The sequence below is a fragment of the Enterobacter cloacae complex sp. P38RS genome (assembly GCF_014930775.1).
Lineage (GTDB): Bacteria > Pseudomonadota > Gammaproteobacteria > Enterobacterales > Enterobacteriaceae > Enterobacter > Enterobacter bugandensis.
Window position 1 is genome coordinate 195,744 of sequence record NZ_JADBRS010000003.1, and the last position, 13,223, is coordinate 208,966.

At 57.0% G+C, this 13,223-nt stretch carries 5 protein-coding genes; 1 reads left to right on the top strand and 4 read right to left on the bottom strand.

Features of this window, described 5'->3' with window-relative positions; all coding sequences use genetic code 11:
- Positions 1–110: 110 nt before the first annotated feature.
- Positions 111–1,442 (top strand): amino-acid N-acetyltransferase, encoded by a 1,332-nt coding sequence (gene argA, locus IM303_RS06785; protein WP_014885072.1) that lies wholly within the window; start codon positions 111–113, stop codon positions 1,440–1,442.
- Between the two features lie 21 nt (positions 1,443–1,463).
- On the opposite strand, the gene recD is transcribed toward argA, so the two are convergent.
- The 4 genes from recD to recC all read right to left on the bottom strand — a co-directional run bounded on the left by recD (position 1,464) and on the right by recC (position 13,216).
- On the bottom strand, positions 1,464–3,284 hold the full coding sequence (gene recD, locus IM303_RS06790) for an exodeoxyribonuclease V subunit alpha (protein WP_048999254.1): 1,821 nt from the start codon (positions 3,282–3,284) through the stop codon (positions 1,464–1,466).
- On the bottom strand, positions 3,281–6,823 hold the full coding sequence (recB, locus tag IM303_RS06795; RefSeq protein ID WP_048999253.1) for an exodeoxyribonuclease V subunit beta: 3,543 nt from the start codon (positions 6,821–6,823) through the stop codon (positions 3,281–3,283). Before recB ends, recD begins: the two co-directional genes overlap by 4 nt.
- Entirely contained in the window at positions 6,820–9,702 is a 2,883-nt protein-coding gene (gene ptrA, locus IM303_RS06800; protein ID WP_048999252.1) for a pitrilysin, read from the bottom strand. The genes recB and ptrA overlap by 4 nt, the downstream gene beginning before the upstream one ends.
- Before the next feature lie 139 nt (positions 9,703–9,841).
- On the bottom strand, positions 9,842–13,216 hold the full coding sequence (gene recC, locus IM303_RS06805) for an exodeoxyribonuclease V subunit gamma (protein WP_048999251.1): 3,375 nt from the start codon (positions 13,214–13,216) through the stop codon (positions 9,842–9,844).
- Positions 13,217–13,223 lie beyond the last annotated feature (7 nt).

Consider the following 13,223-nt stretch of genomic DNA (forward strand, 5'->3'; position numbering starts at 1 on the left):
CGGATTACTTATTAATTTCTGTAGGTCGCAGAAAATTTGCACTTGCACACGCGCCCACAATCGAATAAAAATACATAAATTACGAATAAACATTCATTAAGGGTTGTGCCATGGTGAAGGAACGTAGAACCGAACTGGTCCAGGGATTCCGCCATTCTGTTCCCTATATCAACGCCCACCGGGGAAAAACGTTTGTCATCATGCTGGGCGGCGAAGCCATTGAGCATGAAAATTTTTCTAGCATCGTCAATGACATTGGCCTGCTGCACAGCCTCGGGATCCGCCTGGTGGTGGTCTATGGCGCGCGCCCGCAGATCGACGCCAACCTGGCCGCTCACCACCACGAGCCGATTTACCACAAACATACCCGCGTCACGGATGCCAAAACCCTGGAGCTGGTGAAGCAGGCGGCGGGTCTGCTGCAGCTGGATATCACCGCTCGCCTGTCGATGAGCCTGAACAACACGCCGCTACAGGGCGCGCATATCAACGTCGTGAGCGGCAACTTTATCATTGCCCAGCCGCTCGGCGTGGACGATGGCGTGGATTACTGCCACAGCGGCCGCATTCGTCGTATTGATGAAGAGGCCATTCACCGTCAGCTCGACAGCGGTGCCATTGTGCTGATGGGGCCGGTGGCGGTTTCCGTAACCGGTGAAAGCTTTAACCTGACGTCCGAAGAGATTGCCACCCAGCTGGCGATCAAGCTGAAGGCGGAAAAAATGATTGGGTTTTGCTCCTCCCAGGGCGTCGTAAACGATGAAGGGGTGATTGTGCCGGAACTCTTCCCGAATGAAGCGCAGGCCCGCGTTGAAGCGCTGGAAGCCGAAGGGGATTACCACTCCGGCACCGTCCGCTTCCTGCGTGGCGCCGTGAAGGCCTGCCGCAGCGGCGTGCGCCGTAGTCACCTGATCAGCTATCAGGAAGACGGAGCTCTGCTGCAGGAGCTGTTCTCCCGCGACGGTATTGGCACCCAGATTGTGATGGAAAGTGCGGAGCAGATTCGCCGCGCGACCATCAACGATATCGGCGGCATTCTGGAGCTGATCCGTCCGCTGGAACAGCAGGGTATTCTGGTTCGTCGCTCCCGCGAGCAGCTGGAGATGGAGATCGACAAATTCACCATTATCCAGCGCGATAACCTGACCATTGCCTGCGCCGCCCTCTATCCGTTCCCGGAAGAGAAAATCGGAGAAATGGCCTGCGTGGCGGTGCACCCGGATTACCGCAGCTCTTCACGCGGCGAAATGCTGCTTGAGCGCGTGGCGGCACAGGCGCGTCAGATGGGGCTGAGCAAGCTTTTCGTCCTGACGACGCGCAGCATTCACTGGTTCCAGGAGCGCGGGTTCACGCCGGTGGATATTGATTCTCTGCCGGAAACGAAGAAAGAGATGTACAACTATCAGCGCCGTTCGAAAGTGCTGATGGCCGACCTGGGGTAATCCTTTCTTTGCCGGCATCGTTCAGAGGGAGTCAAATATCGCGCTCAGCCCGCTTCGGCGTTCCGTGCGGGTGGCAATCGCCTGTACCAGCACCCGTTCATCGGTATACAGCGACAGGCGCTGACGCGCGCGCGTAATGGCGGTATAGATCAGCTCGCGGGTAACGACGGGGGAAAGCTGTGTGGGCAGGATAAGTGCCGCATGGTTAAACTCAGAACCCTGGGATTTATGCACCGTCATCGCCCAGGCAGTTTCATGCTCGGGCAAACGGCTCGGCTGGAAGGACTTCACGCTACCGTCCGGCATCTGGAACCAGACGCGGAGCCCCTGCCCACGATCGAGCGCAATCCCGATATCCCCGTTAAACAACCCCAGCGCGCTGTCGTTGCGGGAGATCATCACCGGCCGGCCTTCATACCAGCGCGAGTGCGGAGTACGGTTGATTTTACGCTTTTGCGCCAGCAGCTGTTCCAGCCTGTCGTTCAGGCCGCTGACGCCAAAGGGCCCTTCCCTCAACGCGCAGAGCAGCTGGTATTCGCCAAACGCGGCAATGACCTGCTCCGGCGTGCTTTGCTGCTGTACGCCCGTCAGAAAATGTTGGTACCCCAGCAGGGCGTCATCCAGCATCGCCTGATACTCTTCCCCGGTTTGCAGCGATTTTTTCTCAATATCGGTAAAGGTACCGTCAAATACCGCACAGGTAGCGTGCCGGTCGCCCCGGTTCACCGCCGCCGCAAGCTGACCAATGCCGGAGTCGCTGCCAAAACGGTAGCTTTTTTGCAGTAAACACAGGCTGTCGCGCAGCGCCCCCGCAAGTAAATGGTTCTCAGCCGCGAGCGAACATCCGGTCAGGCGCGCCAGCTCCTCAGCGCGTTCAGCGGTATACCCCAGGCTGGCATAGGTGCAGATATCGCCCAGCACGGCCCCGGCCTCCACGGAGGCAAGCTGATCGCGGTCGCCGAGGAAAATGACGCGCGCGTGCGGCGGCAACGCATCAATCAAACGCGACATCATCGTCAGGTCAATCATCGACGCTTCATCCACCACCAGCACGTCCAGATGCAGCGGGTTACCGGCATGGTAGCGCAGACGCTGGCTACCCGGCTGCGCGCCGAGCAAGCGGTGCAGCGTGCTGGCTTCGTTAGGGAAAAGCGCAAGCCGCTCCCCGGTAAGCGGCAGTTTTTGCAGCGCGCCGCCTAACGACTCCGTCAGACGTGCAGCCGCTTTACCGGTGGGTGCCGCCAGGCGGATACGACACTTTTGCTCACCCGATAACTGAATCAGCGCGGCAAGCAGCTTAGCCACGGTGGTCGTTTTACCGGTGCCCGGCCCGCCCGAAATCACCGATATCCGCCGCGTTAACGCCACTGCTGCCGCCACTTTCTGCCAGTCTGTCTCGTCGTCAGAGGTAAACAGCGTATCCAGCGTTTGCCGGAGCAGTGCTTCATCGCACGGGAGCGGAGCATTGGTCTCGCTGAAGAAGCGCGCCACCGTCAGTTCGTTACGCCACAGCCGGTTCAGATACAAACGTTCAGCCGTCAAAATCATTGGCGTACCGGTATCGGCGCTGCTGACGGCGGGCGAGCGGAGTAATATTTCTTGCCAGTCCACTGCCTCACCCAGAAGCGCGAAACACGCCTGTAAAGCCGGCGGCATTTTCTCATCCACCACCAGACGTGAAAGCGGCAGACAGACATGCCCTTCTCCCGCATCTTTACTCAGGATCGCCGCGGCAAGCATAACGGCAGGCTCTTCACCCGCCACCATCATGGCAAATTGTACGTCCAGGTGGCGAAGTGCACGTTGTTCAATTGCGTCCAGCAGTAGCGCCTGCATCGTCATGCTACCTCCTCCGTGCTTGCAGCAAACAGGTTATCCATCTTTTCAATCAACTCCACAGCCGGGCGGGTGCTGAAGATACCCGAACGCGGGTCGTTAGCATCCACGCCGCGCAGGAACAGGTAAATGACGCCGCCAAAATGATCTTCATAGCGATAATCGGCCATGCGATGGCGCAGGTAACGGTGCAGCGCCAGGGTGTAAAGCTGATACTGCAGATCGTAGCGATGCATTTGCATCGCTGAGGCCATCGCCTGCTGGGTATAAGCTTCGCTGTTTGCCCCCAGCCAGTTCGATTTGTAATCCAGCAGGTAGTAGCGCCCTTCGTGGCGGAAAACCAGGTCGATAAAGCCTTTCAGCATCCCCTGCACCTGGCGGAAATTCAGCGGCGGACACCCGGCGGATAACGGATCGTACTCGCGGATCAGCGCATCAAGCGCCTCGGCCCTGAGCGGGCTGGCGATGGGGAGGTAAAACTCCATCTCCACCTGCTTATCTTTGGCGGTCAACTGGCTCAGCGAGATCCCCTGCGCCGTGAGCGGCGCGTGCAGAACAGCGCGGATCCATTCAGTGAGAACCGGCTGCCACTGTGCGTCGTAGCCGCCGCTCTGTAACATCTTCAGCACCCACTCTTCTGATACCGGCTGGGTAAAATCCAGCTCTTCAAACAGGCTGTGCAAAAACGTGCCCGGCGAGGCGCCGCGCGGAAACTGATGCGGCGTGAGCGCCGGCTCGACGGGCACGCTCCCGGCCCCAGCGGCATCCACGTCCAGTTTTGGCATCAGATCCTGCGCAATACTCTGTCCGTGCTGCTGTAAACCGGAGTAACTGGTAACGCGCCAGTCGTCAGCGATTGTGCGAGCCACCTCGCGGGCATGCAGCGCTGACTCTCCCTGCTCCGGCGTCTGCCAGCGGCTGCTGTCGGGCTGGGAGGGAATATGCAGGGCAACATGCTCTGAGCAAAGTGATTCGATGCACTGGCGCAGCCCTGCGGCATCTTTAGGCTCGCCGCGCTGAATAAGCCGCCCCAGCGCGCTCAGATGAAAATCACTCTCGCCGCTCTTTTCGCCACGGCGACGGAACAGCGGCGCGACGCCCAGGGAACAGTGCCAGACCGAACGGGTCAGCGCCACATATAGCAGGCGCAGGTCTTCCGCGAGACGCTCGGCTTCGGCCAGCTCGACGCTGGACTCCGCGTTGCTGAGGTCGAGTACCGCTTCGAACGACTCGCGATCGTGGTAAAAAGCCTGGTCCTGTACGCGATAATTGGCGATAAACGGCAGCCAGACCAGCGGATACTCCAGGCCTTTCGACTTGTGAATGGTGACGATTTGCACCAGATGTTTATCGCTCTCGAGGCGCATCTGCTGGCTGGAAGAATTGCTGTTAGGGTCGGCAATCTGCTGGGCCAGCCAGCGCACCAGAGCATGCTCGCTCTCCAGCTGCGTACCCGCTTCCTGGAGCAGCTCGCTGATGTGCAAAATATCGGTCAGACGGCGCTCGCCGCCCGCTGTCGCCAGCATGTTTTCCGCAATGTGACGATGTGCCATGAGCTCGCGCACCATCGCCATCACGCCGCGCTTCTGCCATTTTTCACGGTAGCGCACAAACTCTTCTACCACAGCATCCCACGCGGATTCGTCAGTATTAAGCGCATCAATGTCACGCGCGTTCAGCCCGAGCATCGCGCTCGCTAAGGCGCTGCGGAGCGTGCTTTCACGCTCCGGGGCCAGCACAGCCTGCAGCAGCCATAGCATCTCGAGGGCTTCCAGCGTTTCAAAAACGCTGTCGCGGTTGGAGAGGTAGACGGAAGGTATATTCAGTAGCGTCAGGGCGTCGCGGATAAGCGCGGCCTCCTGACGGCTGCGCACCAGCACCGTGATATCGGATGCCTTTACCGGGGCTGGTTTATCCTCCTTCCACAGCAACGCATCGCCGCGCGCGCCTGCGCTGAGCCAGTCCCTAATTTGCGCCGCACAGTGCTGGGCCATAGCATTTTGATAGTCCGCGACGCCCCAGCCTTCCCCATCAAGTAGCCAGAAGTTCATGGCTGGCTGAGTTTCGCCATTAACCTCGAAGCGCAACGCGGTATTTTTAGGGGCGAACTTGACCGGCTGGAAAGGGATCTCCCGGAACATAAACGCCGTATCCATGCGGCTGAAGAGCGCATTGACGCTTTCCACCATGCCGGGAGAAGAGCGCCAGTTGGTGTCGAGCGTGTAGTGTGCGTCAACCTCGCTGCGGGCTTTCATGTAGGTAAAAATATCCGCACCGCGGAAGGCGTAAATGGCCTGCTTAGGATCGCCGATTAACAACAGCGCGGTGCCGGGCTGCTGGCGCCAGATACGGCGGAAAATGCGGTATTGCTGTGGGTCGGTGTCCTGAAATTCGTCAATCATCGCGACCGGAAAGCGGGTGCGAATCGCGGCGGCAAGCGCTTCGCCATTCTCACTGCACAGCGCCGCATCAAGTCGGCTCAGCATATCGTCGAACCCCAGTTCGCCCCGGCGACGCTTTTCACGCGCGACGGCGTCGCGGATCTCCGTCATGGCGCGAGTGATCATCAGATCGTTGAGCGTCAGGGGCTCCGCCAGCAGGGTTTCAATCGCCTGAAACAGGGGATGTTCAGGCACGATACCGTCGGCTTTGGTCCGCTCAACCAGGAAACGCCGGGAGAATTTCTCCAGCGCATCCGGGAGCTGGTAACCGCGCGTCTCTTCTTGCGCCCACGCGCTGATCTTCTCGATCCATTTGCCCTGGTTGCCGCGATTGAACTTACGTCGATCGATCCCGGAATTCTCGATGATCGCGTCAATCTCGCCGACTGACTCAATCCATTTTTGTTTGATGTCAGCAATTTTCGCGATGATTTTTTCATGCCGCGAGGCCAGGGTTTCATCTGCTGGCGGCGGGGATTTGATGACCGGCGCCTCACCCTGCAGATAACGATCGATGGCGCGCAGCAGTGCTTCGGGCCCCTTCCACAACGCATGTACCGCTTCCGCAATATCCCGCTGTAACGGATAGCAGTGTCGACGCCAGAAATCCGCGCAGGCCTGATAGCGAAGCACGGATTCATCTTCAATAAGCTGTTGCTCAAACAGCATGCCGGATTCAAACGCATTCAGGCTCAGCATGCGCTGGCAAAAACCGTGAATGGTGAAGACGGACGCTTCGTCCATCTGTCTTTCTGCGAGGAGCAGCCACTGGGCTGCCTGTTGCTTATCGGCAATATCTTTCAGAAGGCTCGCGTAAAGAGGGTTATCCGTGCTCTGGCGCAGACAGGCGATGCGCAGTTCGTGGATATTGGTCCGAATACGGCCGCGCAGCTCAGCGGTGGCGGCCTCGGTAAAGGTAACAACCAGCAGCTCTTCAACGCTCAAAGGACGAGGAAAAGCGGCGTTACCGCCAAGCCCTAACAGCAGGCGCAGATAGAGCGCGGCGATGGTGAAGGTTTTTCCCGTTCCCGCTGAGGCTTCAATCAATCGTTCACCCTGCAGAGGTAAACGTAAGGGATCAAGGGACTCAGCGGTATCGGTCATTCTTTCTTACTCCAGGGCATAGATTGCTGCAACGCGCTGACGCTCTTCCAGACTTTCCAGCCTTTCGGGTTCACGTAGTCCGTTTTCCCGTTCTGGCTACCGGATACCTGAGACAGGATAGTGATGCCCTGCGGCTTAATCACGGCCTGATGGAAGAAATCGGCAGCCTTCTGCGGCGTCAGCTGTTTTATCTCAGCCACTACTTTATCACGCGAATCAAATTTCAGATTACCGCGATCGAAATCTTTGCTCAGCTGCGACGCCTCTTCGCCCAGCGTCTGCGGCGGCTGCATCACCTGCGCGATGACGGCCTGCTGGATCTGAGCAAACTCTTCCGGCTTCATGGCCCGCAGTTTTGCTTCCACCTGCGGGAAGAACGCCTGATAGCGGCGCCAGAGATAGGCTGGCTGTTTGTCGCTGCTTTGCAGCAGGAAGCCCAGCCCCCATTGACGCCCCACGTTCATTGAGAAAGCAAATACCGCATAGCCAAGCTGCTCTTCTGTGCGCAGCTGGTTATAGAACCACGGCTGAATAATCTGACCCAGAACGGCGCTCTGCGCAGAGCTTGCGAATTCATCATAGCCCGTTGGCACAAACACCGCGGCCAGCGCGGAATCGGTGCTGCTCCCCGCTTTTTCAAAGATCACATTCTGTTTTTTCTCAACCAGCACGTCCTGGTTACGGCACCACTCGTCCCCTTTCGAACCGAGCTGCGTGCGAACATTTTCTGCCAGCGTTTTGGCCTGATCTTCGCTCATGTTGCCGACGATAAGAAACTCCGGGCGCGTGTTGGTTTTTAGCAAGTCACGGTAAGCCAGCACCTCTTTTAATGAGATTGATGGCAGCAAGGCACGGCGTTCTTCACGCTGGAAATAAGGTATTTGCGACAGCATTTGCGCCGGCATAAGCGCCTGATCGTAAGCTTTGCCCTTTTCTGCAGAATCCATCATCTGCGCATACCAGGATTTAGCCTGCTCAAGCTGCTCTTCCGTTGGAGTGTAGCTGAAGTAACCCTCGAGCAGTGCCTTGAAAAGCTGAGGCAGACGCTGAGTATAGCCATTTGCATTAAGCATCAAACCGTTGTTGGCATTGGTGGAGAAACTGATCCCGCCCACGGCCGCCTGGTTGCTGAGCTGATCGAGCGCGATACCGGCCAGATAGTCATTGAGCGCGAACATCACCTGATTTTTGGCGCTGTTCATCGCTTTCGGGTTACGCAGGACCACGCTGACATCGGCCTTTGGCTCGCTCGCAAAATAACGGCTTGGGGTATACACCACGCGCAGCGTCGGTTCATCAATAATGAGCTCCGGGTGCGGATAATCCTTAGTCGTTTTGATCAGCGAGAAATCATCCGGGATATAGGGGTTCAGCTCCGGCAGCTTCAACGCAATCTCACCGGCCTTCTTCTGCCAGTCGGCGAAGGTCTGGTCGCTGATTTTGTCGACCTGATAAGGGGCATCAACAAAGTATGCCGTCTTGTTATGCGGTTCGTTCGGGCTGATGTACCAGATACGGGCATTTTGCGGCGTCATCATCGCCAGGCGCGCTTTTACCGCCTCGGCATCATAACGATCGGCAATATTGACCGCGTCGAGCGTGTGCGCCACCGGCACGCGGATCATGGTATCCGCCAGCCACTCCACGTAATCCATATCGCGGGTAATGGACGGGTAACGGAAATCGAGATCCAGCACGTGCGCCAGTTCATCAAAATAGCGCTTATCGACGCCTTTCTCGCGCAGTAAAGAGAGGTAGCTAAAGATAGCCGCCACCACTTCATCACGGTTGGCCTGACCTTTGTCGGTCAGGGTGGCGGAGATCGCCAGCACGCCGCTGTTGCCGTTTACCACGGGATCGGAATCGGCGCGGATCCCTTCCACCAGCCCCTGTTTTTGCAGCCAGTCAGATAAGGTTCCCGGGGTGCGGTTACCAATCAGGTAGGTCACCAGCTCGTCGGTTTTACTGCGAAACTGGGCTGTGTTGTTATCAATGCGGAACTCAACGCGCAGCACTTTGCGGGGCATGGCAGGAACGTAGTGGATGACGATCCCTTTTTGCGCGTCCGTGACAACCGGTACGTCTATCTTCGGCAGGTCAATATTTTTATTCGGCACCCGGCCAAACGTTTGTGCCGCCAGTCCGGCAAGCTCCGGCAACGGTTTGTTGCTGTAAATAACCGCCTTCATCAGGTTGGCGGAGTAGTATTTGTCACGAAACGCATGCAGGGCGTCAATGACCGGGCTTCCCGGTTTATCGCTCAGCGTCTCCAGGTTACCGCCCGAGAAACGTGAGCCCGGATGCGCCGGGTTGATGGTCTCGGCGCTGACCTGCGCCATACGCATACCGTCCCGGGTACGGGCCATGGTCAGCTCCGCATTGACGGCATTGCGCTCGCGGTCGGCGTATTTTTTATCCAGCAGCGGCGCGGCGATAGCATCGGCAAGACGATCAACCGCCCCTGCCAGCGCGTCATTTTCGACTTCGAGATAAAAGGCCGTGCGGTACGGTGCCGTGCTGGCGTTGTGGCTGCCGCCGTGCATTTTCAGGAATTCAGAAAGGCTATCCGGCTGCGGATATTTTTTAGAGCCCATCAGCGTCATGTGTTCGAGGTAATGCGCCAGCCCCGGATGCGCCTCAGGATCTTCCAGCGATCCAACCGGCACCACTAACGCCGAGAGGGATTTCACCGCCTGCGGATCGGAAACCAGCAGCACGGTCATACCGTTATCAAGGCGGATAGCCTGATACTGACGGGTATCTTTTTCGCTCTTACGGATAGTTTCCTGAACGGGTTGCCAACCGGAGTCTGCGTGAGTGACGGGTGCCCAGAGGGCGAAAAACAAAACAAACGCTTTAAACAAGGTGCTGCCTGGCATTACGACCTCTTTATCACGGCTACATCATTAACAAACTGCGTGCTGGACACGCCAACATCTCATTCTTTGGGTACATCAGTCCGTGATAAGAAGTGCATCATAAATGAACACCCCATACTGCGCAATTTTTATACAGCACTCAGGACTGATTAAACTTAAACAACGGTAACAGGTAGCGCTGTGCCTCTTCCTTAATAGCCTCGAAGTATTCTGGCTCAAGCGTTCGCCATAGACGTTGATACCAGACATCCTCACCTTCACCGCGTACCATCATGTTTCCTTCATAGGCCTGCATAAATTTACTGCGTGCTTTCTGCAGCGAAGCCTCATCCGTTAACATCGCATCATTCTGCGCGTCATAACAGGCTTTTATCCACGCACCGCCACTTTCGGGCAGTAACAGGAGGGGTTTGTTCATTCCCTGAAGATAGCCCTCAATATACAAGGACAGATAGCGTAACGCCTGTTCTGATTCCATAGGTGGGAAGCGCCATTCGCCCTCTTTGCGCACGAAGATCCGGCTTTCACCTTTATTCCCACCCGCACTGTAGACAAGATGTTCCAGCCAGAGTTGCAATCCTTGTGAAACGCTGAGCAGAGAAGGCCGCCAGCGCAGTAGCCCATCTGGCTGAACCTGGGTTAGCCAGCCCGTGAGCTGTATGCCCTTGCAGCTGAGATCGATTTCGATGCTGTGTCCGGGCTGGCGGTGCTCCCTGACGCGCTCCGCCAGAGCGGTCATCTCCTGGCACTGCGCCTCCCAGACGATTTCCCCAAACGCACCGTAAGGTAGTTGCCCTGCGGCACGGTAGCGGCGGTAAAGTTTGTCTGCATCTTCCTCTTCAACCAGCGCATTAAGCAGTTGAAGGTTTAGCTGATAGCGCTCCAGCCCATCCAGAGTAAAGGGTTCTGCATCAGGAATTTCGCTCTCTTCAGAGCGGAAGTTGACCTGTAATCGCTGCTGGAAGAAGGCGCGCACCGGATGCGCCCAAAACCGCTGAAGCTGTTCGAAAGTCAGAGTGTTGATGGGCAGCGGATCAAGCGGCTGAATAAAATCCGTATGGGCTCTCCCCTCTTTTTTCGCTGCTGGCAGCCATTCGCGGGCATAGCTCTGCTGTTCGCTGACAATATAGTTTACCGGGTCAAACGGCATGCGGCTGTGGATACAGGTAATGTGCGCCTTCACCCGCTGCTCGCTTTCGTCGCAGTTAAGCGCCTCATCCCCAGCCAGATAGTGGCTCTGGCCGATATAGTCCACCAGTTCCTGCACCAGAACGGAGGGGAAGCGCTCGCTGTTGTCCTGAATGGAACGACCGATATAGCTGATATAGAGCTTACTTTGAGCGGAGATGAGCGCTTCAAGGAAGAGATAGCGGTCATCATCACGACGGCTACGGTCCCCCCGCTTTGGATCTGCGTTCATCAAATCGAACCCCAGCGGTGCCAGGGCCCGAGGATAAATACCGTCGTTCATGCCGAGCAGGCAGACCACCTTAAAGGGAATTGAGCGCATTGGCATCAGGGTACAGATATTGATGGGGCCTGCCAGGAAACGCTGGCTGATTCGCTCCTGGTCAAGGCGCTGCGTCAACTCATCTCTCAGCAGCGACAAAGGAATCACTTCGCGATAGTGGGAATTCACGCCCTCGTCAACGATAGCCTGCCACTGCGTTTCAATGAGCGCCATCGCCGCTTCGGTGTCGTTGTCTGGCAGGAAGAAATCATTAAGTAACGCCCTGCACACCGGGAGCCACTCTTCAAGAGGACGCGGCTGCATTAGCTCACGGCGCCAGCGGTTAAGCTGCATCAGCAAAGAAGCTAAATGCCCTACCAGGTCAGCAATCAAACCGCTGGACTCATCGTAAGGCAGCACTTCGTTCCACTCGCCCTGGCTGCTCTCCATGGCGTAGCCCAGCAGCATACGCGTCAGGCCAAACCGCCAGGTATGCTGGCCGGTTGGGGGAAGCTCGAATTCCTGGACGTTATCGTCATCGATGCCCCAGCGAACGCCTGATTCGTTTACCCACTGGCGAAGGTAGCGCAGCCCTTCTTCATTGATGTTGAAGCGGGCTGCCAGCACGGGAACATCCAGTAACGCCAGAACATCTTCGGAGATAAACCGGCTATCCGGCAGTGAAAGCAGGGTGATAAATGCCTGCAATGCCGGGTGAGACTGACGGGCACGACGGTCAGAGATGGCGTAAGGCAGATATCGCTCACCCGTCGCACTGCCGAATACGGCCTGAATAAAGGGACTGTAGCTGTCGATGTCCGCCACCATCACCACGATATCGCGCGGCGTCAGTTCAGGGTCGTCCTGCAGCATCGCCAGCAGCCGATCGTGAAGCACTTCGACCTCACGCTGCGGGCTATGACAAACATGGATCGTGATACTGCGATCCTCAGCATCCAGCTTCCGCTTGCTGTCGCTGCGCTCAAACTCTTTCGCCGTCACGCCCATGACGGCGCGGTTCTCCAGATCCAGAATATCTAACTGAATATTATGCAGCAGACTATCCGGGGCGATCTCGACAAAGGCGTCAACGTCACCTTCGCCTGATGACGTAATATCGGAGAGCATGTGAATGTAATCACGCCCCAGCTTCCCCCATGAGGCAAGCAGTGGATTGGGCAGGTTCTGGATGCCGTCTTCATCAAAAAGCTGCCCGGCAGTCGAGCCGTCTTTAAACAGCGGGACGGATCGTTCTTCAAAAAGGCGCTTTCGCTGGCGAGTCACCAGCCGCGCAAGCCAACGTTCGTCGAGGATATCCCCCCAATACTGTCGGCAAGGGTTGGTGAACAAAATATGAATATCGATATGTTTACCCAGCGCATTCAACGCTTTCAGATAAACAGGCGGTAATGCGGATATCCCACAGATAAAAACGCGTGACGGCAGTCGGGCTGGACGCGCCGACGCATTTTCGAGTATTGAGATAAACCGATCGTACAGGTTGGCACGGTGCCACTTAGGCTGCCCAAGTTTCTCCGTATGCTCGACCAGCGCTTTCCAAAGCGGTGCCTGCCATATTTGCGCCTCCGGTAACCCTTCAACCAGTTCGCCCGCTTCCCAGCGAATTAACCAGTCAGAACGGTAAACAAGATATTGGTCGTAGAGATCGGCGGTGCGCGACGCCAGCTGGAACAGCTTGCGCTTATCGGTATCGTCATTGAGGTAGTGGCGCAGCATGGCGAATTCATCATGCTGGAGCATCTCCGGCAGCAGCGCCATCAGCTTCCAGCTCATGCCCTGCTTGTTGAAGGCGCTCTGCTCGGGGATGTCCGGTAACACGCGAACAAACATCTCCCAGATAAAGCTCGCGGGCAGCGGGAAATCAATATTCGCGGCAATGCCAAACTTACGGGAAAGCGACATTTGCAGCCACTGTGCCATACCGGTGCTCTGCACCAGCACCATTTCAGGCTCAAAAGGATCGTCGAGCCGCTCGCGCTCAACGATAAATTCCATCAGTGCTTCCAGCACATCCAGACGATTTGAGTGGTAGACCCTTAACATAGACGCT